We start from the raw sequence: 22,977 nt of genomic DNA, 5'->3' as shown, positions 1-22,977 counted from the left end.
GCTCATTAGTTTCTATATTATAGTAAGATTTTTTGTTATATAGTTAGTCATGGATGATAGCAGGCCTGATAAGCAGAATAGCATATCTCACTTTTTAAAGATGAGAGGGATTTCTGAGCCCTCTCATCCTTTAATAGCGGTAGTGGATTATGCTAAGACACCACGTGTAATTAATGAGTTTAATGCAGAACCTATTGCAGGTTTTTACCGCATAGCCTATCGACCAGGATTTAAAGGCAAAGTAAAATATGGTCTTGGACATTATGTTTATAAAGAAGGGGGCTTGGTATTTGCTGCTCCGAATCAGGTGATCATTCCAGCTGTTGGGGAAAGTAAAAATGAAGGTTATGTGCTGATGTTCCACCCTGATTTCATTCGAAATTACCCTTTGGGTCAAACCATTCATAAATACCAATTTTTCTCATATCAGGTTTCAGAGGCTTTGGTGCTAACCAGTGAAGAAAAGGTCTGGGTTACTTCTATATTTGACTTTTTACTAAAAGAACTAAACAATACAGAGCAGCCATTTAATCAAGATATTTTAGTGAATATTATAGAGTTAATGCTGAATTACAGCAATAGGTTCTATAAAAGACAATTTGAAAAGGCACGGTCTTTTAGTCATGATTTGGTTACTCAATTGGAAGGTATTATTCATGCATACCTCACTAAGGAAGAAGGTTATACCACTTTACCCAGCATCTTGGATATTGCACAAAAGCTCAATATTTCTACCCGCAATTTAAATGACATTATATCGGCTATAACTGGGTTAACTACCCAGCAGTATGTTCATCGGCTTCTATTGGAGGAAGCTAAAAATCTTTTGATCAACACAAGGCTTAGTGTAAAAGAAATAGCCTATAAGTTGGGTTTTGAGCATTCACAATCATTTAGTAAATTATTTAAGCAAAAAACGGATCAAACTCCCGGAGAGTTTAGAAAATCATTCTTCCAAAGTAATGAGCCTTAATGACTAAAATAAAGAAGTTAAACCTAGACGAGATTACTCAAAAATTTGGGCTGGAAAATGATAGTGAAGGCTTTTTCTTTAAACCACCACATGCCTACTCCTTGCATCCTTCTGAGCCTCATCGGTCTGAGATGTACAGTGTAGGTTTAATACTTCAAGGTAATGCCGTGCTATCAGTTGATTTAGAAAAATATGAAATATCAGCACCTGGAATTGTGGCTATTGCACCAGAGCTGATTAGGCAGTGGCAACAAGAGGATAATAGTTTGCAAACGGTGAGTGTTTTTTTCTCTCAAAGCTTTCTGTCAGGTATACTCTCTGACCCATTTTTTCTTAAGAAACGGTCATATTTCTCACATGTAGGTCCACATTTTGTGAGTTTGGAGAAAGATAAGTTTGACATAGTAAGTGAGCATTTACTTAACATAGGAAGTAAAAGTGGAGCCTCAACCATTCGCAGAAACACCATCGTAGGTTATATGCTAATGGCGCTGCTCCTAGAAATGGAAGACATTTATGAAGATTTTGATCGAAATGACAAAATACCTTTTAGTCATGGCCATGTAATTGCCAGGTCTTTTAAAGAGTTGCTTATTGCTGAGTTTCATGAGCATCGTGATGTTTCATATTATGCTGATAAATTGTCGATTACCTCCAAGCATCTATCTCAAGTGCTGAAAGAGCAAATAGGTAAAACAGCGAGTGAAGTCATCAATGAAATGGTGATTTTGGAGGCCAAGGTTTTACTTCAAAAAAAAGAACTAACTATTGCTCAAGTTTCTGATATGCTCAATTTTGCTAATCCCTCCTTTTTTGGGAAATATTTTAAGCGCAACGCTGGCGTGAACCCCAAAGTTTATAGAGAGAGTAGTATTTAGATGATCTGACATATTGACCATTTTTCTGGATTTTTAGACCTGTTTTACTGTCTGTTTTAACTGTTCTTTTGCATTATAAAAATAATGTAAATGTACACTGGAGCTATTTTTTTGGTTGATGTAATGTTCTTTTTGAAGTCTTCGTATTTAATTAAAGGTTAACAAAAGGACATTATAAGCTTCAGCTTGCAACAGTTAAACAGAAGTATTATGAAGTCGAAAAATTCAATTTATCAGATAGCTGAGTCACGAAATAGCTCTGATATCAGCTTATTATTTTCCGTTAAAAAGGGGCTAATAGCAGTTATGCTTTTGGTTATTGCAGGTGTGAGAGTAAGTGCACAACATAGCGATAAGCCTTTAAGACTTACGGCTACCGAATTAAAAAAAGGAGCTTACTGGGTACAAGGAGGTGTGTGTAATACAGGCTTTATCGTAGGTAAAGATGGGGTAATTGTAATTGATACACAATTGAATAAACCAGCGGCTGATAAAGCCATAGAGGAAGTTAGAAATGTTACTTCATTACCTATTAAAACAGTAATTCTTACTCATGCAGATCCAGATCATATTGGAGGACTGCCAGCCTATGGAAATGTGGATAACCTAATTGCCAATGAAAATACCTTTCTTATTGTGGAGGCATCTGTAAAAGACGAAGAAGGTGGCCCTTTCTTTGGTCCTTTGTACCAGGCATTAGCGGGTTATAAACCTAGCGAGGAAATTGGCTTTTCAAAAGCGGAAAACTTCAATAATGTTAAGGTTGAGTTGATTAATGTTGCGCCAGCTCATACTAGTGCTGACTTGGCTATTTACCTACCCGGCTATAAGATAGTGTACGCTGGTGATATGTTGGTTAATAATTGTGAATTTCCTGTCATTCATTATGGAGGAAGCAGCCTGAATTGGATTAAATCAATGGAAGGCTTACTAGCTCTAAAAGCTAATTATTATGTGCCGGGCCATGGCCCTATGCTGTCAAAAGAAATGTTGCAACAACGATTAGATGCTACAGTAAAAAGAAGAGAAGCTGTAAAACAAATGGTATTGGCGGGTAAAAGCTTGGAAGAAGTAAAGTCTGCCTTACCAGATAAACCTGTTGATCCTCGCTTCCCAACTTTCACAGAAACAGTTTATCATGAACTTACTGAAGGCTATCCTACTGCCCTTTCACCATGGGCCACGCTGCATCTTCATTAATAAAAAATAAAAGTAATCTGTCTTTGAGTTTTAAGGGTGTTTGACTGACAAATATAGAATGGTCGAAGACAGATGCTTTTCGTTACACCCGAAACAATTTAAGCACAAGAATAATATAATATGATTAAGTATAACTTACGCGTTATCATTGCTGCATTCGTTTTTGGATGTATATCCTGTGGAGATGATAAAGAACAGAATGCGAAAACGGATGCGCAAAAGCAATCACCTAAATACCCTGTTGTAACCGTTCCAGAGAAAACGGTGACTTCTTTTACCTCCTACCCTACTCAAATCACCGGAGTGGTGAACAGCGAAGTAAGACCCAAAATAAGTGGATACATAACTGAAGTTTTGGTAGACGAAGGTGAAAAGGTGAAGAAGGGGCAGACTCTTTTTAGACTTGAAACACAAAGTCTAGATCAGGATGCACAAGCTGCCAAAGCAAATGTAAATGCAGCTCAGGTAGAAGTGGATAAGCTTCAACCCTTGGTGGCCAAAAATATTATAGGTAAAGTACAGTTAGAAACCGCTATAGCCCGGTTGCAACAAGCCAAAAGTACTTACAATAGTATTCTGGCAAATATAGAATACGGCAATATTAAAAGTCCTGTAGATGGGTATGTAGGTCAAATAAGGTTAAGAAAAGGTGCTTTAGTTAACCCTAATAGCCAAATGGTGCTCACCACAGTTACTGATATTAGTAATGTATATGCCTACTTTTCAATAAATGAGAAAGATTACCTTGATTTTATGCAAAATGTATTAGGTAATACGAAAAGAGAAAAAATACAAAACCTACCACCAGTTAAACTTATGTTGGCTAACGGAACCGAGTATGAGCATGAGGGCAAAATTGAAGCCATAAACTCGCAGATCAATAGCCAAACAGGTTCTATATCTTTAAGAGCTACTTTCACTAATGCTGAAGGATTGCTAACGAACGGTAGTAGTGGTACTATAAAGGTTCCTCATACTTATAGCAATGCTATTGTAGTACCACAGCAGTCTACTCAAGAGATGCAAGATAAGATTTTGATTTATAAGGTGGGGAAAGACTCCGTGGCAAAATCTAGTGTAATTAAAATTAAAGATGCCGCAGGCGCTCTGTTTATAATACAGGAAGGAGTAGATAAAGGTGATCTTATTGTAGCCAAAGGAGCTGAAAACTTAAAAAGGGCAACTAAAATTGCCCCTCAGTCGATACCATTTGATAGTGTAGCGAAGCCTATAAAACCAGAATTTAAATAAAATAAAAAAAAGACATTTTATGTTAAAAGTATTCATAACACGTCCTGTATTGTCTACTGTTATTTCCATTCTGGTTGTAATTTTAGGAGTACTAGGAATGATCTCATTACCAGTTACGCAATACCCAGATATAGCACCACCTACGATAGAGGTGAGTGCCAACTATCAGGGAGCTACAGCAGAAACGGTACTTGAAAGTGTAATTATTCCCATAGAAGAGCAAATTAATGGCGTGGAGGGAATGACTTACATGACCTCAACAGCTACCAATAATGGTACGGCTACTATTACTATTTACTTTGATCAGGACACAGATCCGGATATTGCAGCGGTTAACGTTCAAAATAGAGTTTCTAGAGCTACTCCCCTCTTGCCGCAAGCTGTAGTACAAACGGGGGTATCTACCCAAAAGCGGCAAACCAGTTCTTTGATGTTTTTGAGTTTTTACTCTACCTCTGAAGAGTATGACGATACTTTTCTCCAGAATTACCTAAACATAAATGTTATACCAGCTTTTCAACGAGTGAAAGGTATAGGTAGTGTAAGTGTTCTAGGAGAACGTACCTATGCTATGCGCATTTGGCTTAAGCCAAATAAAATGGCAGCTTATGGTATTACTCCAGCAGATGTAAGCAATGCCTTGAGAAAACAAAGCCGTGAAGCCGCTGCTGGTACTTTAGGTGAAAATAATGGAGAAGCTTTTTCTTACGTAATTACCTATGAAGGACGATACAAAAGAGAAGATCAGTATAGTGAAATTATACTAAAATCTATAGGAGAAGGACAATACTTAAGACTTAAAGATGTAGCTACTATAGAGCTTGATGCCCAAACTTATGCTAACAACTCCATCACTAATGGATATCCTAGTGTTTCTTTTGGTATTTATCAAACTAAAGGATCTAATGCTCAGGAGATAATCGAGAATGTTAAGGTTGAGTTAGAAGACTTAAAGAAAGATTTTCCTGAAGGTATCGAAGTATTTATACCTTACGACACTAACGAGTTTCTTACAGCTTCTATCGATAAGGTAGTACATACTTTAATTGAGGCCTTCATACTGGTATTTATAGTTGTATTTATATTTCTACAAGATTTTAGGGCTACTTTAATACCTGCCATTGCGGTACCAGTATCCATAGTAGGTACATTCTTTTTCCTTAATTTATTTGGTTTCACTATAAACTTACTCACATTGTTTGCTTTGGTATTGGCGATAGGCATTGTAGTAGACGATGCCATTGTGGTGGTAGAAGCAGTGCATGCCAAGCTCGAAGAAGGAATGAACAGTGCAAAGGAGGCATCACTTGAAGCTATGCAAGAAATATCTGGTGCTATTGTGTCTATTACATTAGTGATGGGAGCAGTTTTTATTCCTGTAACCTTTATAACTGGGCCTACAGGCGTGTTTTATCAACAATTTGGTATCACATTAATAGTGGCCATATTTATTTCAGCAGTAAATGCACTTACATTGAGCCCTGCATTATGTGCTTTGTTTTTAAAACACCACAACAAAGATGAAGATAAACACAAGAATTTTCTGCAGCGATTTTACTCTGCTTTCAATGAAGCCTTTGATGCTACTATTACTCGATACGGAAAATCTCTTCATTTTCTTTATAAAAATAAATGGATCTCAGCCTTAGGTATCGTATTAGCCGGTGTTGGTATTTATTGGGCTTCAACAACTACCCCTACTGGTTTTGTGCCGGCAGAAGATAGAGGAGTTATTTTCTTAAATGTTGAATTGCCTGCAGGGGCATCAGTAGATAGAACTACAGAAGTAACTAAAAAGCTGTATGATGAAATAGAAAGCCTTCAGGGTGTGGAAGGAATGACTATAATTAATGGTCAAAGTTTGATTAATGGGCAAGGAAGTAATTATGGCATGGGGTTCATTAAGTTGCTGGATTGGGATGAGAGGGAATCAGAAGAGGAATCCATAGAAGCCATAACAAAAAGTCTTTTTGGACTTTCGGCTAGCATACCTGATGCAAGAATATTTTTCTTTCAGCCCCCAAGTATACCTGGTTTTGGTCGCTCGTCAGGGGTTCAGTTAAGCCTGTTAGACCGTTCGGGAGGAGATTTTCAAAAGCTAGATGAGGTGAATAAAGACTTCATCAGTAAACTTAGTCAGAGGCCTGAAATCCAATTTGCTCAATCCTCTTTCAGTACTAAATATCCGCAATACGAACTAGAGATAAATATGGCGCAAGCTACAGAGCTAGGTGTAGATATTGATAATATATTTAATACCATGCAAGGCTATATAGGTGGTATATACGCAGCTGATTTTTCAAGGTTTGGTAAACAGTATAGGGTATACATGCAGGCTTTGCCGGAAGACAGGGCGAATTTAGAGGATTTAAATGCCATACAGGTACGTACTGCTAATGGTGAGATGACTCCTATTACACAACTAGTAAGCTTAAAAAGGGTTTTTGGCCCCCAATCAGTTACACGATTTAACCTATTTAATTCAACCTCTATAACAGGTACTACCAACCCTGGTTACAGCACTGGGGACGCCATTAAAGCTGTAGAAGAAGTAGCTGAATCGCTACCTGGAGATTTTGGAACAGCATACTCTGGATTAACTAGAGAAGAAATAAGTGCAGGAAATCAAACTACGACAATTTTGATTCTTGTAGTAGTATTTGTTTACTTTTTGCTAAGTGCACAATATGAAAGCTATTTACTTCCCTTTTCGGTATTACTTTCATTGCCATTAGGTGTGTTTGGAGCATTTATTACTACCAAAATTGCCGGGCTTAATAACAATATTTATTTCCAGATTGCCTTGATCATGCTGATAGGGTTATTAGCGAAAAATGCCATCCTAATTGTGGAATTTGCCATTCAAAGAAGAAAGCAAGGAGAATCACTGGTTGATTCAGCTATAGATGGAGCGAAAGCTCGTTTGCGTCCCATTTTAATGACTTCATTTGCATTTATTTTAGGCTTGCTGCCCCTTGTTTTAGCATCAGGAATTGGCGCTCAAGGTAATAGAGCTATAGGTACAGGAGCAGCTGGCGGGTTACTAGTAGGTACACTATTGGGTGTTTTTGTAATACCTATTTTGTATATCGTGTTTCAATGGCTACAAGAAAAGGTAAGCAACAAAAATACTCAGGAAGCATAAGAGGAGGAGATCGAATCATTTGAATGGATATTTTATTATGAAAAAACATATAATATTTAAGGCTGCGATTATTCTTTTATTGCAAGGTTGCTTTGCAGCAAAAGACTATAAAAGCAGTGATATAGATAAGAGTTGGCATTACCGTACCGATGAGATAATGCCTGAAGGAGATAGTACTATGTTAGCTCATCTTTCATGGAGAAAATTGTTTACAGATAGCCTGCTGGTCGAGTACATTGAGCAAGGTCTACAGAACAACATGGACATACGCACAGCTATTAAACAAGTTGAGATAGCAGAAGCGTATAGTAAACAAGCTAAGTTAGGTTATTATCCTACGCTTGCAGTAAGTGCTGGTTATACTCATCAAGAATTATCTGGCAATAGCCGAATGGGGCGTTTAGGTACTACTAGTTTTGATCAGTATGATTTAACTGGGGATTTAACTTGGGAGGCTGACATCTGGGGTAAAATTAGAAGTACAGATAGAGCACAGCAAGCTAGTTATTTAAGATCTTTAGCAGCACATAAAGCTGTTAAAACTAGACTTATTAGCGATATAGTTTCAGCTTATTATAATCTTCTGACACTTGATGAACAGGCTAGTATTACAGAGCGATCGATAGAAACCAGAAGGCAAAGTTTAGAAACGATGTACAGCCTTAAAGAAAGTGGTGAAGTTTCAGAGGTAGGTGTTAAACAGACAGAAGCTCAACTATATACTGCAGAAGCTACCTTGGTGCAATTGAGAAATCAGATTCATATGACAGAAAACCTGCTTTCTATACTCATGGGACAAACTCCATATGCTATGTTAAGGTCATCTTTAGAAGAGCAAAATATTGATACGGCATTATCAGTGGGTGTACCTGCTGAGTTGATTAGTAATAGACCTGATGTAATGGCTGCAGAGCTTCAAGTAAGAAATGCCTTTGAGTTAACCAATGTGGCCCGCAGTCAATTTTATCCTTCTTTCACATTGACAGCAAGTGGTGGATATCAGGCCATAGAATTTGAAAATTACCTAGATCCTGAAAGTTTGTTTTTAACTGCTATAGCGAGGTTAACGCAGCCAGTATTTAATAGGAGAAGAATTAAAACGCAATATGAGGTGGCCCAACTAGAGCAAGATAAAGCCAAAATAGCTTTTGAACAGGCGGTTTTAACAGCCAGTAGAGAAGTTTCTGATGCATTATATGCTTATAAGACAGCAAAGGAGATGCAAGTTATTAAAGAAAATGAATTTGAGGCGAACTATCAGGCAACACAGTTTTCGAAAGAATTATTAAATAATGGAATGGCTAATTATTTAGAAGTGCTAAACGCAGCGCAAAATGCACTAAATTCTAGCCTTGATGTGGCCAATCAGAAGAATCAAAAATTGCAGTCATTAGTTAGCTTATACCGAGCAGTTGGTGGTGGTTGGAGATAATTAAAAGAAGCAGGCTGAACAGTCAGCCTGCTTTTATTTATATTTTATTGTTCTTTTCGCCATTCATCAGTCTCTTGAATAATCCAGCACTAAATCAGGTTGTTACCGACTTATTAATTTGATGAGTTTAAAAAATGTGCATTAAGCCCAACTAATCGTACGGAAAAAAATTCATACACTTTGATATTTAGCTTGGAGGAGGTGATGGAATAAGCAGGCTGACAGGTCAGCCCGCTCTTATTTGCAGTTCACTATTCAGCCAGCCATTGATCGGCCTCTTCATATAGTTGATGGACTAACTCAGGTTTATCCAAGCCAGGCAAATCATTGTTAATAGAATAGCCAATTTGCTCTAGTGCAAAGGCCAGACAAGCATAACTACTTCTGTATATATTAAAAAGAGTATTATTTAAGTCCAATGAGGCATTAGGATACACCGTTTTCATAGTGTCTTGTTCATAAATACCTTCAAACCCTTTAATTGCCCACTCTCCTTCCTGTTTTACTATTTTGTAAAGCAATTTAACATCAGAGGCTACTTCACAAAGTACGTCTTCTATGACCAAACGCTTTTGTATGGTGGCCATTACCAATGCTATTGCTTTGTTATTATTTTGCCATACCAAAGTATTGTGTATTTGATGTGGTGCCCTACCCTGCATTTTCTCCGAAGCATTAACAAACTCTTCGCCTGTACCTTCAAACCAGCTGATTTTTACTTCACTATCTGCTGTAAAGCACTTTTTCATTTCCTGCCAGTTGGCGTTGTCTCTACAAAAACGCTCAAACTCAATCAATTCTTTTATTCGAGCTTTTTCTAAAACCTCTGTGTCGTTTTGAGGAATATTTTTCTTTAATAGAAATTCCATTATATCAATGATCTTTTTTTCAAGCCTTCCATTATGGTATTGGCAAATATTTCGGGGTGCATTAAATAGCCTAAATGCCCACCAGGGACGTAAAGAACCGGAGTACCAAAATCACTGGCTAAAATGGTAATTGGCCATGCTACTACCGTTTGAATTGAATCTTTGCCTACGCAGAAGACGATTTTATTTTTATTTAGTTTTAATGCTGAGGTGTCAAAGTCAGTAGACGGATACTGGAGAAATTCATGTTCAAACCAATATTTGTTATTGCCATTTTCTTCTCCATCACTACGGCTCATCAGTGCAGCATCTGGCATGCCAGGAATATAAGTATCTACAAATTTCTTTTTGGCAACATCCATACCTTCCTTCTTGTATAAGTCATATACTTCTTGGTTGGCATTGGTCCAGTATTCAGTATTGTTTAAGTATTTCAATGCTGTTGGTTCATGCGCCATTAAAGCTTTAATGTCATCAGGAAACATGGTTATCATCTGCAAAGAAATAAGAGCACCTGAGCTGCTGGCAAAAACATAAGCCGGTTCATTAGAAAGGTGCCTGATCAGCGTAACGGCATCCGTTGCATCTGTTTCTATTCTTACAGCATAGTCTTGCTCTTCGGTTAACTCAGAACCAGAAAAACCGCGTCTGTCGTAAGTAACTACTGTAAAATGAAATTTCAGAAATTGACGAACAGCATTAAAAATAAAGTGATCTCCATTAGCACCAGGTATCATTCAAAGCAGCGGCCCCTCTCCTATTTTCTCATAATATAAATTAGCTCCTTCTACTTTTAGTCGACCTGTAATCAGAGAGTCATCTTTAGTAACAGAAATAGTATTTGTCATGTGTTTATAATTTAATGTTTAACAATCTTTCAGCGTTTTTATATCCTATTTTTTCTTTGTCAGCCAGGCTGATCGGAGCATTCTCTAAAAAGGCCCTGGCTCCATCCTGAGGTATATAAGGATAGTCTACCGCGTATAAGATTCTGTCTGCTCCAATTATTTGAATGCTATGCAGTAACGATGGTAAAGAGAACATTCCGCTTGGCGTGATGTAGAAGTTTTGCTGAAAACATTCAGATATTGACCTTTCCAAATGTGGAGCTACAGGCATAAGCACATCATTAATTCTCTCTAAATAGAAAGTTGCCATTTCTCCCCAATGTCCTAAAATAATCTGTAAATCAGGAAATTTATCGAATATGCCAGCCAATATGAGCCTTACTCCGTGTATTCCAGCCTCGTTGTGCCAGCCCCAGCCTGCAGTAGAGAACCTGGCGCTTACCATTGGGGCCAAATTGTCAAAATAACTTTCAAAAACAGCCTTTGGAGGCAAAACCGGATGAATGTAGATGGGAGTTTTCAGTCTCTCCGCTGCAGCTAACAAAGGTTCAAAAGAAGGGTGGTCAAGGAATAGGTCATTTGTTCTGCCGTTAATCATAACCGCAGACAGGCCTAATTCATTAACGCACCTCTCCAGTTCTGCTACTGCTGCTTTTGGATCAGCTGTAGGTAAAGAAGCAAAGCCTGAAAAACGGTTCGGATATTTGCTGATAGCAGCAGCTAGCATATCGTTGATTTTCCTTGTCTGTGTAATGGCAGTGTCGCCACTTAGCATCTGTGTACCCGGACTGGTGTAAGATAAAACTTGCATATCGATGCCGTGCTTATCCATGTCTTGGATACGGCCTTCCGCCATATCTTCTAGCGCTTCTAAAGAAGGCGAATAGACATCATCTTGATTAAATGCTTGTTGAAAGTGAGGATTAAGTTTTTTAACCTCGTCTGAATATAATGCACTGATTTCTTTAGATATAAAATGCTCCTCAGTGGTTATTATTTTTAATCTATTTTTTGCTGTACTCATAATTACTTGATTTATAAGTACAAAAAACGGCTATAATGAAGCTTAAGTCATTGACCTAGATCAAAATCGACTTTTACTTTTCAGTCGGCTAAGTGTTTCTTCTCTTACATCGATGAAGCTAGATAATATTTTGTTGGAGACCCTTTGAATATATTCGGGCCTTTCCTTTAAAAGTATATCGTAGCGTTCTTGGGCTGTAAGTGTAATGTGGTTTTCAATTTTGTGGTTCTGGTAAAAAAAGGCTTCCTCTAGCATGCGTCTGTAAAACCTGTCCCAGATAGGGTACCTTTCTATAAAGTAGAAAAATTTATCTCTATGAATACACACTAGCACGGTGTCTTCCATGGCTTGTAGCGTTTCTATTGATGGTTGGGATTGTACCAAGCTATGCAAAACGGTAACAATTCTATTTTCGAAGGCAATTAATCTTGTCTTTTCTTTCCCTGTTTTTGTTGTATAAAATGATCTTGCTCCCCCTTCAATTACAAAATAGAGATATTTACATATGTCATTTGCGCGTAAAATATAATCGCCTTTGTCAAACTTTTTGATTGTTGTCTCTTGATATATCTCCTTCAGGATGTCATCCTCTACAGGCTGCAAACGATATACGATTGTTTTAAACTGCTCGAAATACATGTTTCTTATTATGTATATTTTTATACCGTTATAATAAGGCTTTTGTTTGGTGTCGTGTTAAATAAATGTGAAATTTATTTTCTTTTTTTTCTTCAAGATGTTTTTAAAAAGTAAAAGTTTCCTATATTCGCATCTCCTTAAAGAAGGGCGCTTAGCTCAGCTGGTTCAGAGCATCTCGTTTACACCGAGGGGGTCGGGGGTTCGAATCCCTCAGCGCCCACCACAAGGGGATAGATAGTTTTAAGACTGTTTATCCCCTTTTTTGTTTTACTGCAAAATGCTGATATTGTGGGTATTACATTGAAAAATGAATTTACTCTCGTGGTTCGAAGTGTATCGTTTTTTCTGTCATATAAAATCCCTTCTGGAAATAGCAATTGCTGCAAGTTTTGCTTCTTGACATAATCTGATAAGTCCCATAATTTCAGCAAGTTACCACTGGTGTTGAGAGTAAAATCAATGCATTCTTCAAGGTTAGAACTACTAATTTCATTATTTTCTATATTCTGCTGAATTTGTGACCTTTCGTCTTTGAATTTTAAGCTATACTTATCAAAAAGTTCTTTATCAATTTCTCCTGTTACAAATCGCTCTTCCATTCCCTCTATTTTTTCATTAAGTAAAGTGAGCTGCTTTTTGTATTGCTTGTTCTCTTCTATTTTACTTTCATTGAGTGTATAGAAAAGCTTTTCCATTTGAAGGCGTACTAAGGGCTGTAATTCTGTTGATAGTTGATATGAGGAAAGTATACCCTTGAATTGCTCGTTCAGTTTGTTCGCATTTCTATTATTACAGCAGCCTTTAGTTCTACATTTGTAGTAATAAATATTTTTCTTCTTTACCAAGTAGCCTGTCATAGGGTTATTACAGGACTCACATTTTAAAAATACTTTTAGGGGTAAATGCTCATTCTCAGGCTGCATTTTATACCCAAGTGGCCTAATTTGATTTTTTTCGTTTATTCTAAAGAAAATATCTTCACTAACCAATGGTTTGTGCTTACCCTTCACAGCTTCCCCAGGGATCATAGAGTTAACTATTATGCCACAGTAAAAAGGGTTCTTAAAAATTTTAGATAGCTTCTTGTCAGTCATAGGTAGTCCTAATGCGCTAAGTCGTTTTGCTATTTCAACTATTGGCAGACCTTCATTGGCTCTCCATAAAAATGCCTTTTTAAGTAATTTTCCAGCCTCATCAATCTGAAGGTCATGCTTATCTGCTGTAGCTCCAGGTTTTTTGTTTGTATAGCCCAGCGGAGGTTGCCACACCCAATAGCCTTGCCTGATCTTCTCTCTCATTCCTGTGACGGATTTCTCTTTACGTTGCTCGTTATCAAATTTGGCAAAGAGATAATATAAGTCTTGTTGAAATGCCCCTGAACTAGTCTTTGGGTTAACTTCCTGCATTACCGATAAGGTGGTAATCCCAGATTTTAAAAGCTGCTGACTGATGTAAGCCCCATTGGTTCCTGTTCTGGAAAATCGATCGTAACTATATACAATAATGTAAGCCACTTTTTTTGATCTTTTAACAAACTCCAGCATTTTGTTAAATTCCTTTCTCCCATCGCTCTTTGCAGACTCATATGTCCCACCGAAATAAGCCACTACTTCTAAGCCTTTTTTAGTTGCAAACTCTTCGCAGTACTTCTTTTGACTTTCTAATGAGGCGCCTTTCTCCATTTGATCTCTAGAGGATACTCTGGTATAGATTACAGTATGGTTGGTGTTTCTGGTGGTGGTGTTATGACTCCCCTTGGTAAAGGCTTTGAATGCTTGTAAATTATTGCTCATGGTTTTTATGATGGTTAAAAGCTTGATAGGACATTACACAATAGTTATGAATAAGATCGGATAAAGTAATTGCTTCATCTTCTGTAATATTTTCAAACCCAGTTACAGCGGCAATTTCTTCATAGGTTAATCTTGTGTTTTGATCAGGTAATTTATCAGTTGTTAGTTTCTCTTTTTTATTATTTGATTTCAATGTTTACATGGTGGTAAGCGCCATCTTGGTATTACAAGTGAAGTGCTTCTGCATGTGTTGCCCTTCTATGAAGGTAGTTATAATCGCACTTTTACGGTATTAGTTAATGAAGTAACTAACCCGTCATGCGTTTTTACTTCGATGTTTTGATAAGCGGAATCTTGGAGTATATCCACAATTCTTCTTTTCACATCTTGTTTTTTGGTTAGCTCAAGACTATTCATTTTCTTTTTCTTAAAATGAATGGTAATGCTATCATATTCCCCCGAGCCTATTGTTTTAAGTAATTTCATTTCTGCTGAGGTAAATATATTGAGGTATGATAGCAGGTAATCAGAGCCTTCAGAGAGGAAAGAATCTTTGACTGTTTTGGAAATACTCACTTTCACATGAGTGTCAAATGCTACTTTGCGCAAGTCTTCCTCATCTAATATGTCAGTCCTATTTTCGTACCATGGCAGCCATGTGCCATCAGTAAATAGTAGAAGTGATATTGGTTGTCTATGCAGTATTGTTTCACACACTAGCTGTGTGAGTAGATTAAAACTCAGGTTATCATTTCCCTCATCTAATACTTCCTCATTATCAATCATCTCTTGAAACTGTTCCCGCTCACTTTCATCAGTAAGCTGGTTGATGAGTTCGGGATTAGCTTTAAACATCTCTTGGAGAATAGAAATAGGGATATTCTCAAAGAGGTCTTCTTTCATGGACTTTATAGTGGCAGGCGCTATTCCCATGGCTATTAATTCTCCTAAAATTTTTACCCAAATGAACTCTATGTAAGTGAATTTCTTGTGGCCTTGATCTTTATCCCAATAGTTGTCCAGCACCTCTTTCTCCGCCCATCTTTTTAGTAAAAGGGATAGGTAACCCGTCTCTTTCACTGTAAATAATTTGTTTTGGGTCATCTCTTGATGTAGCTGGATTGCCAGGGCTAAACTAGCGCCTCCAAAGTAACTGTCTAATTTCTTATCCATGATCAATGATAAGAAAGAAACAATTTAATTTCAAAGATATTTTAAAAATTATTTCAATTTGTAATAATTTTTAAAATACATCATGCTATATGTTGTGTTGTTCAATAACCATGATGAATTTTTATAGTTCATTTTCTTTAAGATTATGACAGGTTTTTTCCGGACAAAACCCTTACTTGTAAACAAAGTCTGTTTACAACCAAGTTTACAGCCTGTTTACAGGTTATAAACTCCATGTTTACATCAAAAACAGCCTATCCTTGCTGAATTTTCCTCTCTTAAAGCTGGGTTTACAGCGTTACAGGTGAATGAAGTTTACTTAGCCACGACCGCGAATCTCATTATTTGCCTTTATGGTCATTGATTGCTATGGCTACATTTCATTAAAAGGTAGAGATTTCTCCATCATTTCACTCCCGAAAACTTAATTCACAGATAACTAACGCGCTAAAAACACATGATTACACTTTATTACACATGGTTACTAATAATAAACAAGGATAAGCTGAAAAGTTGTGCAATGCGTAAACTAATCAATCATAGGGTGCGCTTGAGAGAGGAAGGCTGCTTAAGGTAGTGAAAAGGCTAAAAACGAAGGAATGCAAAACTGCTCTATTTGATGAAAAATAGTGTTTAGGCCAATTTAGACATCATGAAAAGCAATTGTAGAATAAGCAATGAAAAGCTAAATACTTTGTATCTAAATATGTATCAGCGTACTATGGAACTCAAAGCTCACCACTTAAGTAGGTGTTATCTCAGTGTGAGCATCGTTATGGAGTTATCGAAACAATATATATCAGAAATAACTCTTTTCCATACTTAAAAGGAGACTCTAAATATAGAATTGGTTAAAACAAAATAAATTATGTTCAATTTATTTTAAAATATTGATGTAAGAATTTGTAACATAATTCATGAAAAGCATATTATTATCCTTCCTTTCTGGTGATATCTTACTATATTATTAGCGGATCATATTGATAGCTAACTCATCCACAGAAAATGTCATTTAAGTTTAACTTCCTGATTAATAGGGTTTTTGAGTTTTATTTTTTGTGTTTTGAAATTATTCCAAAAAGATTGGAATAATTTATAACACCCTTAAAATTCTAATTTATTTTTAATATTTTTATATATACAATAAAACTAGCGGTTAGAATTATTAACATTAAGAATGCAGCGGCATGCGTTTTAATATAAATAACTGACAATAAGATAAATACACCTATTATATTGAAATTTTAACAATACTCCCATGAAATCAATCAAAATCATTGTAGCGATCTCAGCTATAACTCTAATTTTATTTTCGGCTTGTAGCGAAGAGGATATTCAACCGAAAACTAATGATGCGGAGCAATTACAAGACACGGAAATTGGAGGAGGCCACATCCCGCCAGAGTAAAATAATTGAACCTCCCTCATACGTGTAATTTACATCAATAATTTATAGGTAATAGGCTTTATACTTTGGTGTAGCTTTGAAGCTATATCAACTATAAACCTATCAGTATGAAATGTCTTATTCCTATAATAGCAGTCCTAATCTTTATTGGGGCTTGTTCCAATGATGATATAGATGTCATTTCAACTTCTAAGCAAATTGATACCCAAATCCTAGAAGAAAAATATCAGCGATTTCTTAGTGAATATGATAATCCTGCGAGGGCTAGAGAAATTCTTAGTGAATTGAAGCAGATTAGTCAAGAAGCAGGAAGTGATGAGTATATGGCCAAATATTATAGTGCTACAGGATATTTATTTCATATTGAGAATAAAGTTGGAGAAGCCGCTGAAGCGTACATCAACTCATTAGAGTTTTATACCAAGATAAATGATAGATATGGCTTAGCTAAAGCTTTGAATAATATTGGGGATGAATATAGGCGAGCAAGTTACACAGAGGCCTCTTTGGGGTATTTGAAGCGTGCTGAGCTTTTATTTATAGAAGTTGAAAGAGAAGATTGGCTCCCTACGGTTTATTTAAATATTGCCTTAGACTATGCAGGCGTTAATGAATATGAGATGGCAATGGAATATGTGGATAAGGGCATTTCATTGGCTAACACCTATCAGAAGCAATCATCACTAGCAGAGTTGTACAATGCAAAAGGTAAAGTATACTTTGATCAAAACGAATTTTCTCACTCAAGAGAGATGTATACATTATCTATTCAACATACCACCGAAAACAACCTTAAAGAAAGAGCTAGAGCTATAAGTAATATTGCAGAGTCATATGTGGAAGAAGGCAATACTCAATTGGCCAACAGCTGGATTGAGAAAGCTATGGTTTTAAAAGAACAAATTGGAGACCCAATACTTTTACTCAATACGGAAACCTTAAAAGCAAAGCTTCATAGCAATGATCCGAATGTAGTTTTAAACACATTATCAGCAGCAATAGATAAGGTTCCTTCAAATGTTCATGTAGAAGGTTTGTCAGATGCTCTTCAATTGATCACAAGTAGTGAAAAGTTAATCAATGAACAGTTTTTTGTGAGCCATGCTAAGTCGTTTTTGGCCATTAGTCAAATCAAGATGGATCAGATTTTATATTTAGAAGCATTAAATGACAAACTCAAGCTATTAAAAGATCAATATGAGATAAAGCTAGCAGAAGAAAGGCATCGTAATGAAGTTAGAACGAAAGAGTTAAGTGAAAGCAATTTCAGAAATATCATCACCATAGTGACTTTGTCTGCGATAATCATATTCACTCTTGTGGCCTTTTGTATTTATTGGCGCAGTATAAATAGAAAGAATAAAAGGGTGTTGAAGCGTTATCATGCAGCCCATGAAGAAGGCCTTCGAATTATTGCCAATAGTCCATTTAGATATGGTTACAATTCCCCAATAAATAAGAGCTGATTGCAAATCTAATAATCGGCTCATTTCTTTATTTTAAATGGCTAAAGGCTTTAATGTTCACCCTTACTTTGATAGCCTAAAGCAATTATAATATCTTTCAGTCTTATATTTTCTTTGATTAACCTGTCGGTGAGCTCGTATTGCTTTTCTATGGTCTCCTTTAATTCAGGTTTTGACATTCCAGTAATATCTTGTCTTTCTGTAGCTGAATGTTCGGTAACATCAAATTGAATAAAATTATCCTTTTGCCCAGGTTCTGGTAGCCCCATTAAAGCTTCAGCAGATACATTCAATATATCCATGATGATGGGTAACAATTCCAGTCTGGGTTGATTCTTTCCTGTTTCATAGTGAGAAATTTGAGTTCTTGAAAACTCAATTCCAGACCTTTTACTAAGCTCCTCTGCAAAAGTAGCTTGATTCATGCCTATACTTTCTCTGTATTTCTTGAGTAAAAAGTTAAATTCTCTCACTTTTATTTAAAAATAATATACAAATCGCTTTTAATGTTAGATATTCTAACTATATTTGATATAGTTAAATCGCTAAACCGAATTAAAACTACTAAAAAAATAGTCCAGAAATACTGGAATCCTCAAAAGTTCCTTTAATCAATAAAAATGCAATTGTTAAAGTTACTTAAATAAAGAGTGTCTTTTAGTGGTTTTTGTTAGAAATTCTAACTCATGATAATGATGAAGATGTTGAATATAGAGAAAATTAAAGCAGTAGACGAAGCATTGCAGCATGAAAAAACAGGTGATGTCAACAGCTTTGCAAAGCAATTAAAGGTATCAAAAAGCACTTTATACAATTTGATTGATGGATTAAAATCTGTTTTTAACGCACCAGTTATTTATGATAAGTCAAGAAAGACTTATTGCTATGCAGTAAAAGGCAAAATAGAAATGAAATTCACTGAAATGAAAGGCCAACACAAATCGGTTTAGGTTGAAAAGTCCCTTCGTTGCAGGGGTGTAACGAGGGGCATCCTTTATGCATCATAAAGGTTATTCAAGCCCTTCAAACGGAAGGGCGGGTTTAGGTTGAACGCCATTAGCGGCAGCGGCATGTAATCTGGCAGCCGCTGCACTAATGGTCAATGAAAAGCTTATTGTAATGCTGATATAAGGAAGGCAGTGTGAGTTCTTCTCAGCACTACCCTCCATTTTCTACTAACTGCTAAAATGAATGATAAATCCTGAATGTCAGTGTTTGAATTCAGGCAGGCATGAAAGGTAAGGAGAAACGTTCCCTCCTTGCTGCTCATGCCTGATACATGTATTAACCATTGCCAAAGTCCAGGGGGGACTAAGGATAAGCCTATCAGGGGAAAAGGTTACACCATTTTCCCCTAAGGCTTTGGAAAAAAGAAGTTATCCTATTGAATAAATCAGAATCTTAAGTTATGCAAGAAAAGGAAAATAACCAATCCAAAGAGGTTAAGGAATTAAGAAACCTTTTAGATGCTTTTATAATGGATATGCAGAAGCAGCTGAACGCTTATATTGAGCTTAATACAGAGTTAGTGGCCACTATTAATGAAAAGTGTTTGTATACCAGCCCACAGCCTAAAGAATTTCTGGCTGCCTTTGAAGGTGAGTTCCAAGAGATGTATGATAAAATGCAAAATCATATCACCTTCTTAAAAAACTATAGCCATAGACTTCACCAATAAATCTCTTCATTTAAACCACATCACCATGACAAGTAAAACATTTAATGCCAATCAGTACGAAAGATTTTTATCAGTACACAATCAGCTTATTGACACCATGGAAGAGCTCTTTAAGCGGTATGAGGCAAGCCACATGGAATTTGCTAAAACTGTATATGACGAAGAACTCATGGCCATTATGAGTGATGCTCATTTCATCACTCCGTATGAACACCAAGTGACCATGCTGCACGATCAGTTTAAAGAACAGATAATGCAGCTCAAAAGCTTCCGTGGAATGGTGCAACTAAAGCGCATAAAACAAATGATATTAGAGACTACTTGAGAGAAGATGGTAAATTCCGCTGATATAGCTTTTTTTTTGCTGCGACCAAAGTCTTTTACAGTTTGCTTGATTTCCGAAATTGTCATTTCCTGAGGCACCTCATAATCTTTCTTGCCTTGGGAGGTAAAGTGCTGCATTCCCCGAATAGCCAATGGTGATGGCGCCAAAGGAAGTTTCCCGTCCCTGTCTATAGAATGCCCCATGCGGCCGGTGTGCCAAAGCTGTGCTACAATAACACAGCCTTTATCATGTACCGCAGTTGTAACCTTCTTCCATGCTTCTATTTGTTGATCCGTAAAAATACCCGAGGTGAGTGGACTTCCGGTAGCGTCTTCACTAATCCGAATGGCTTCCGTAAACAGTAAACCTGCGCTTGCTCTTTGAGCATAGTATTCTACCGTCATATCGCCCACTAAGCCATTTTCTTCAGTACGGCCTCTGGTCATCGCTGCCATGGCCATTCTGTTTTTTAGACTAGCATCGCCTAATTGTATTTTTTCTAAAAGTTTCATATTGATATTTTAGTCAAAGGACAGGAGAAACCACTCCGTTATCTTTGTATTTATACTTCTTTTCGTCTGGCCATGGATTGAGCGATGATGCTCGCAGCAATCAATTGTAAGGCATGGTAAAGCATTAACGGTAACAACACAATACCGGTAATTGTAGCCTGTTGAAAGAGCACTTTTGACATAACGGTGCCATGTACCAATGATTTTTTAGACCCACAAAATAAAACGGTAATACGATCTTCAACCGAAAAACCAAACAAGCGACTAAGCAGCCCTACACAAAGGAATACGGTAAAAAATAAAGCTATCATCCCTACTGCGAGTCCAGCAAGTTCAAGGGCGGTGAAGCCTTCAAACAGATGCTCGGAAAATGACTTACAAAACGAGGTGTAAATGATAGTAAGGATAATTGCCTGATCAAATCGCTTGAGCTGCTTCTTGTATTTTTCGGCTATAGCGCCAAAACGGGAGTTCAGGCTGATGCCGATGATAACAGGCAATAAGACTTGAACAAACAACTTTATAATGATCTCACTAACATCAAAATCACCTGTTGCTGAAGCTATAAAGAGCCCCACCCATAGCGGGGTAACCACTACTCCTATCAAACTTGAAATACTTGCGTTAAAAATGGCAGCAGGAATGTTACCCCTAGCAATGGAAATCATTACCACTGAAGAGGAAACTGTGGACGGTAAAGACGCCAAAAAGAATACCCCTAACCAAAGTAACTCCAAATCGTTGCTCATGAACAAGGGGCGGGAAGCCAAAACAATAAGCGGGAAAAACAAAAAGGTTGTGAGCTGGACAACAATATGCATTTTCCAGTTAGCCAGCCCGGCTTTTAACTTATCAACACTCAGCCTTAAGCCATAAAACAAGAAAATAAATGAAACGCCTACACCGGCAATCTCTTGCAGCGAAACAGGTTCTTTGACCAGTCCAGGCTGCGGTAAAAAATAGGCCAGTAGAATCATGACGCCTATCATTAATAAAAAGTTACGATTTTACGATTTTCAAAATCAACTCCACTTAAATGCTCAATGAATGTAGTTACAAAGTGCTGGCGTGTTTGCTCACCATCACTAATAACATCAACTCCGGCTAACTCTTGCTCATGCAAAGAGATTCGCAACGCATCTTGTTTGCCTTCTAATTTCCAAGGAGACCATAATTTTTCGGGGGGCGCAAGCCAGGCAGGTTTAGGTAAACTTCCAACTGTAGATGTTGGAAGCAATAACTTCTTAGTCATATAATATTTTTAATGGGTTGTATTAATTAAAGGTTGAAATTGGCCGACCATTGTTCTAATGTATTTTTATAAGGCTTAATGAAGTGCTCTTCAGCATATCTACCTTGTTCTACGGCTAGTCGGCTACGTTCTTCGCGGTCATAAACCACGCGCGTCAGTGAATAATCTTCGTGTGTAAGACTTGGTTGAAAGACTTTCCCTGCCACCGAATTGGCGTTGTAAATTTCAGGGCGATAAATCTTCTGGAAAGCCTCCATTGTACTGATAGAGCTGATGAGTCCAAGATCAGTATAATCAGTAAGTAGATCTCCGGAATGATAAAAAGCCATGGGCGCCACACTGTTCTGAGGCATGAAAAAACGAACTTTTAAGCCCATTTTGTCGAAATATTGATCAGTGAGAGAATACTGATTCTGCACATACTCCACTCCCAAAACCGGATGCTGATAATCAGTGCGAGTATAAGTTTTGTTGCTAGATACACTTAAACAAATGATGGGAGGCATCTTAAAGTGCGCTTTATAAGTGTCTGAGCTCACAAAATGCTTATAAAGTTTTCCGTGTAAATCACCAAAATCTTCTGGGACACTGAAATTAGGTTTGTCTTTATTATAATCGATTAATAAAACACTGAAATCGTAATCACGCACGTAAGAAGAAAAATTATTTCCGGCAATGCCTTCTATTTGCTGACCTGTTTTATGGTCAAAAATATTCGTTTTCAGAACTTCAATCATTGGCATATCATTAACACCATTGTCATCATCGATACTCATCGTTACGGTGATGATTTCAAGTTCTACATGGTAACGGTCGCCTTTTGGATTATCCAAATGAGCCAATGCATTGAATCGATTATTAATCATATTTAAGGCATTGCGTAAATTCTGCTGGCGCTTTTCTCCTCTTGCTAAGTTTGCAAAATTAGTGGTTAGCCGCGTTTGGCTTGAGGGGTGGTAGTTTTCATCTAAAAAAGTGCTCTTTAGCGTAAAAACAAAATCATTCTTGACTGTAGTCTGAGTATCTTTCATGGCTTTCATTGGGTTTGTAATCGAATATTATAACAGAACGGCCGTGTATTCTTTTTCAGTTTTAATCTCCAACAAAGGTC

24 protein-coding genes and 1 tRNA gene are annotated in these 22,977 nt (G+C 37.0%); 12 read left to right on the top strand and 13 right to left on the bottom strand.

Translation table 11 applies throughout. The features are described 5' to 3' along the window. Positions 1-49: 49 nt before the first annotated feature. The 6 genes from ACXACQ_RS17705 to ACXACQ_RS17680 all read left to right on the top strand — a co-directional run bounded on the left by ACXACQ_RS17705 (position 50) and on the right by ACXACQ_RS17680 (position 8,879). Positions 50-973 carry a helix-turn-helix domain-containing protein gene (locus ACXACQ_RS17705; RefSeq protein WP_474977306.1) on the top strand — a complete coding sequence of 308 codons (924 nt, stop codon included), beginning with the start codon at positions 50-52 and terminating at the stop codon, positions 971-973. After that, a complete protein-coding gene (locus ACXACQ_RS17700; protein ID WP_474977305.1) occupies positions 973-1,851 on the top strand; it encodes a helix-turn-helix domain-containing protein in 879 nt (292 codons plus the stop codon). Before ACXACQ_RS17705 ends, ACXACQ_RS17700 begins: the two co-directional genes overlap by 1 nt. 210 nt (positions 1,852-2,061) lie before the next feature. Further along, positions 2,062-3,051: an MBL fold metallo-hydrolase gene (locus ACXACQ_RS17695; protein ID WP_474977304.1), complete on the top strand. Its 990-nt coding sequence runs from the start codon at positions 2,062-2,064 to the stop codon at positions 3,049-3,051. Positions 3,052-3,171: 120 nt separating this feature from the next. Then, complete coding sequence (locus ACXACQ_RS17690; protein ID WP_474977303.1) at positions 3,172-4,302, top strand: efflux RND transporter periplasmic adaptor subunit; 1,131 nt, start codon at positions 3,172-3,174, stop codon at positions 4,300-4,302. A gap of 19 nt (positions 4,303-4,321) precedes the next feature. Next, positions 4,322-7,447, top strand: a complete 3,126-nt coding sequence (locus ACXACQ_RS17685; protein WP_474977302.1) for an efflux RND transporter permease subunit — start codon at positions 4,322-4,324, stop codon at positions 7,445-7,447. A gap of 37 nt (positions 7,448-7,484) precedes the next feature. Then, the gene (locus ACXACQ_RS17680) at positions 7,485-8,879 is read left to right on the top strand and encodes a TolC family protein (protein ID WP_474977300.1); all 1,395 of its coding nucleotides are present in this window, start codon (positions 7,485-7,487) and stop codon (positions 8,877-8,879) included. Positions 8,880-9,130: 251 nt separating this feature from the next. Here ACXACQ_RS17680 and ACXACQ_RS17675 read toward each other — a convergent pair whose 3' ends face one another. The 4 genes from ACXACQ_RS17675 to ACXACQ_RS17660 form a co-directional block, all read right to left on the bottom strand. Continuing rightward, positions 9,131-9,748 carry a hypothetical protein gene (locus tag ACXACQ_RS17675; protein ID WP_474977299.1) on the bottom strand — a complete coding sequence of 206 codons (618 nt, stop codon included), beginning with the start codon at positions 9,746-9,748 and terminating at the stop codon, positions 9,131-9,133. Next, entirely contained in the window at positions 9,748-10,485 is a 738-nt protein-coding gene (locus ACXACQ_RS17670) for an alpha/beta hydrolase (RefSeq protein WP_474977298.1), read from the bottom strand. The genes ACXACQ_RS17675 and ACXACQ_RS17670 overlap by 1 nt, the downstream gene beginning before the upstream one ends. A 115-nt stretch (positions 10,486-10,600) precedes the next feature. Next, the gene (locus tag ACXACQ_RS17665; RefSeq protein ID WP_474977297.1) at positions 10,601-11,620 is read right to left on the bottom strand and encodes an amidohydrolase family protein; all 1,020 of its coding nucleotides are present in this window, start codon (positions 11,618-11,620) and stop codon (positions 10,601-10,603) included. Positions 11,621-11,680: 60 nt separating this feature from the next. Then, the gene (locus ACXACQ_RS17660) at positions 11,681-12,259 is read right to left on the bottom strand and encodes a Crp/Fnr family transcriptional regulator (RefSeq protein WP_474977295.1); all 579 of its coding nucleotides are present in this window, start codon (positions 12,257-12,259) and stop codon (positions 11,681-11,683) included. Positions 12,260-12,404: 145 nt separating this feature from the next. On the opposite strand from ACXACQ_RS17660, the gene ACXACQ_RS17655 reads away from it, so the two are divergent. After that, positions 12,405-12,482 (top strand) — tRNA-Val (locus tag ACXACQ_RS17655). Here the strand turns inward: ACXACQ_RS17655 and ACXACQ_RS17650 are convergent. The 3 genes from ACXACQ_RS17650 to ACXACQ_RS17640 all read right to left on the bottom strand — a co-directional run bounded on the left by ACXACQ_RS17650 (position 12,439) and on the right by ACXACQ_RS17640 (position 15,225). Then, a complete protein-coding gene (locus tag ACXACQ_RS17650) occupies positions 12,439-14,052 on the bottom strand; it encodes a recombinase family protein (protein WP_474978487.1) in 1,614 nt (537 codons plus the stop codon). The two genes, ACXACQ_RS17655 and ACXACQ_RS17650, sit on opposite strands and share 44 nt — an antisense overlap. After that, entirely contained in the window at positions 14,042-14,245 is a 204-nt protein-coding gene (locus tag ACXACQ_RS17645) for a hypothetical protein (protein WP_474977294.1), read from the bottom strand. Before ACXACQ_RS17645 ends, ACXACQ_RS17650 begins: the two co-directional genes overlap by 11 nt. A gap of 77 nt (positions 14,246-14,322) precedes the next feature. Then, entirely contained in the window at positions 14,323-15,225 is a 903-nt protein-coding gene (locus ACXACQ_RS17640) for a hypothetical protein (RefSeq protein ID WP_474977293.1), read from the bottom strand. A 1,258-nt stretch (positions 15,226-16,483) separates the two neighbouring features. Here ACXACQ_RS17640 and ACXACQ_RS17635 point away from each other — a divergent pair. Continuing rightward, positions 16,484-16,633, top strand: coding sequence for a hypothetical protein (locus ACXACQ_RS17635; protein WP_474977291.1), 150 nt, complete (start codon positions 16,484-16,486; stop codon positions 16,631-16,633). Between the two features lie 107 nt (positions 16,634-16,740). Next, on the top strand, positions 16,741-18,099 hold the full coding sequence (locus ACXACQ_RS17630; protein WP_474977290.1) for a tetratricopeptide repeat protein: 1,359 nt from the start codon (positions 16,741-16,743) through the stop codon (positions 18,097-18,099). Between the two features lie 50 nt (positions 18,100-18,149). On the opposite strand, the gene ACXACQ_RS17625 is transcribed toward ACXACQ_RS17630, so the two are convergent. Beyond that, a complete protein-coding gene (locus ACXACQ_RS17625) occupies positions 18,150-18,572 on the bottom strand; it encodes a helix-turn-helix domain-containing protein (RefSeq protein ID WP_474977289.1) in 423 nt (140 codons plus the stop codon). Between the two features lie 219 nt (positions 18,573-18,791). Between ACXACQ_RS17625 and ACXACQ_RS17620 the strand changes: the two genes are divergently transcribed. Then, entirely contained in the window at positions 18,792-19,049 is a 258-nt protein-coding gene (locus ACXACQ_RS17620) for a hypothetical protein (RefSeq protein WP_474977288.1), read from the top strand. Between the two features lie 60 nt (positions 19,050-19,109). On the opposite strand, the gene ACXACQ_RS17615 is transcribed toward ACXACQ_RS17620, so the two are convergent. After that, complete coding sequence (locus ACXACQ_RS17615) at positions 19,110-19,268, bottom strand: hypothetical protein (RefSeq protein WP_474977287.1); 159 nt, start codon at positions 19,266-19,268, stop codon at positions 19,110-19,112. 239 nt (positions 19,269-19,507) lie between these two features. Here ACXACQ_RS17615 and ACXACQ_RS17610 point away from each other — a divergent pair, with 239 nt between their 5' ends. Together ACXACQ_RS17610 and ACXACQ_RS17605 are read left to right on the top strand one after the other, a co-directional pair. Beyond that, positions 19,508-19,777, top strand: a complete 270-nt coding sequence (locus ACXACQ_RS17610; RefSeq protein ID WP_474977286.1) for a hypothetical protein — start codon at positions 19,508-19,510, stop codon at positions 19,775-19,777. 25 nt (positions 19,778-19,802) lie between these two features. Beyond that, positions 19,803-20,102, top strand: a complete 300-nt coding sequence (locus ACXACQ_RS17605) for a hypothetical protein (RefSeq protein ID WP_474977284.1) — start codon at positions 19,803-19,805, stop codon at positions 20,100-20,102. On the opposite strand, the gene ACXACQ_RS17600 is transcribed toward ACXACQ_RS17605, so the two are convergent. Genes ACXACQ_RS17600 through ACXACQ_RS17585 form a run of 4 tightly spaced genes read right to left on the bottom strand, consistent with a single transcriptional unit; the run spans position 20,012 to position 22,897 of the window. Continuing rightward, positions 20,012-20,614, bottom strand: a complete 603-nt coding sequence (locus ACXACQ_RS17600) for an oxidoreductase (RefSeq protein WP_474977283.1) — start codon at positions 20,612-20,614, stop codon at positions 20,012-20,014. The genes ACXACQ_RS17605 and ACXACQ_RS17600 overlap by 91 nt on opposite strands. A 50-nt stretch (positions 20,615-20,664) precedes the next feature. Then, on the bottom strand, positions 20,665-21,591 hold the full coding sequence (locus ACXACQ_RS17595; RefSeq protein ID WP_474977282.1) for a bile acid:sodium symporter family protein: 927 nt from the start codon (positions 21,589-21,591) through the stop codon (positions 20,665-20,667). 11 nt (positions 21,592-21,602) lie between these two features. Continuing rightward, positions 21,603-21,866, bottom strand: a complete 264-nt coding sequence (locus tag ACXACQ_RS17590) for a hypothetical protein (RefSeq protein ID WP_474977281.1) — start codon at positions 21,864-21,866, stop codon at positions 21,603-21,605. Between the two features lie 26 nt (positions 21,867-21,892). After that, positions 21,893-22,897 carry a DUF1852 domain-containing protein gene (locus ACXACQ_RS17585; RefSeq protein WP_474977280.1) on the bottom strand — a complete coding sequence of 335 codons (1,005 nt, stop codon included), beginning with the start codon at positions 22,895-22,897 and terminating at the stop codon, positions 21,893-21,895. Positions 22,898-22,977: the final 80 nt, after the last annotated feature.

This window comes from Fulvivirga sp. AWR4_260 (assembly GCF_056158185.1).
The sequence above is the reverse complement of the archived record's forward strand: the minus strand, read 5'-3'. Positions and strand labels throughout refer to the sequence as shown.

Coding starts and splice junctions, on each gene's coding strand:
- ACXACQ_RS17705 (WP_474977306.1), top strand. CDS start 50: ATGGATGATAGCAGGCCTGATAAGCAGAATAGCATATCTCACTTTTTA.
- ACXACQ_RS17700 (WP_474977305.1), top strand. CDS start 973: ATGACTAAAATAAAGAAGTTAAACCTAGACGAGATTACTCAAAAATTT.
- ACXACQ_RS17695 (WP_474977304.1), top strand. CDS start 2,062: ATGAAGTCGAAAAATTCAATTTATCAGATAGCTGAGTCACGAAATAGC.
- ACXACQ_RS17690 (WP_474977303.1), top strand. CDS start 3,172: ATGATTAAGTATAACTTACGCGTTATCATTGCTGCATTCGTTTTTGGA.
- ACXACQ_RS17685 (WP_474977302.1), top strand. CDS start 4,322: ATGTTAAAAGTATTCATAACACGTCCTGTATTGTCTACTGTTATTTCC.
- ACXACQ_RS17680 (WP_474977300.1), top strand. CDS start 7,485: ATGAAAAAACATATAATATTTAAGGCTGCGATTATTCTTTTATTGCAA.
- ACXACQ_RS17675 (WP_474977299.1), bottom strand. CDS start 9,748: ATGGAATTTCTATTAAAGAAAAATATTCCTCAAAACGACACAGAGGTT.
- ACXACQ_RS17670 (WP_474977298.1), bottom strand. CDS start 10,485: ATGATACCTGGTGCTAATGGAGATCACTTTATTTTTAATGCTGTTCGT.
- ACXACQ_RS17665 (WP_474977297.1), bottom strand. CDS start 11,620: ATGAGTACAGCAAAAAATAGATTAAAAATAATAACCACTGAGGAGCAT.
- ACXACQ_RS17660 (WP_474977295.1), bottom strand. CDS start 12,259: ATGTATTTCGAGCAGTTTAAAACAATCGTATATCGTTTGCAGCCTGTA.
- ACXACQ_RS17650 (WP_474978487.1), bottom strand. CDS start 14,052: ATGAGCAATAATTTACAAGCATTCAAAGCCTTTACCAAGGGGAGTCAT.
- ACXACQ_RS17640 (WP_474977293.1), bottom strand. CDS start 15,225: ATGGATAAGAAATTAGACAGTTACTTTGGAGGCGCTAGTTTAGCCCTG.
- ACXACQ_RS17635 (WP_474977291.1), top strand. CDS start 16,484: ATGAAATCAATCAAAATCATTGTAGCGATCTCAGCTATAACTCTAATT.
- ACXACQ_RS17630 (WP_474977290.1), top strand. CDS start 16,741: ATGAAATGTCTTATTCCTATAATAGCAGTCCTAATCTTTATTGGGGCT.
- ACXACQ_RS17620 (WP_474977288.1), top strand. CDS start 18,792: ATGATGAAGATGTTGAATATAGAGAAAATTAAAGCAGTAGACGAAGCA.
- ACXACQ_RS17615 (WP_474977287.1), bottom strand. CDS start 19,268: ATGGAGGGTAGTGCTGAGAAGAACTCACACTGCCTTCCTTATATCAGC.
- ACXACQ_RS17610 (WP_474977286.1), top strand. CDS start 19,508: ATGCAAGAAAAGGAAAATAACCAATCCAAAGAGGTTAAGGAATTAAGA.
- ACXACQ_RS17605 (WP_474977284.1), top strand. CDS start 19,803: ATGACAAGTAAAACATTTAATGCCAATCAGTACGAAAGATTTTTATCA.
- ACXACQ_RS17600 (WP_474977283.1), bottom strand. CDS start 20,614: ATGAAACTTTTAGAAAAAATACAATTAGGCGATGCTAGTCTAAAAAAC.
- ACXACQ_RS17595 (WP_474977282.1), bottom strand. CDS start 21,591: ATGATTCTACTGGCCTATTTTTTACCGCAGCCTGGACTGGTCAAAGAA.
- ACXACQ_RS17590 (WP_474977281.1), bottom strand. CDS start 21,866: ATGACTAAGAAGTTATTGCTTCCAACATCTACAGTTGGAAGTTTACCT.
- ACXACQ_RS17585 (WP_474977280.1), bottom strand. CDS start 22,897: ATGAAAGATACTCAGACTACAGTCAAGAATGATTTTGTTTTTACGCTA.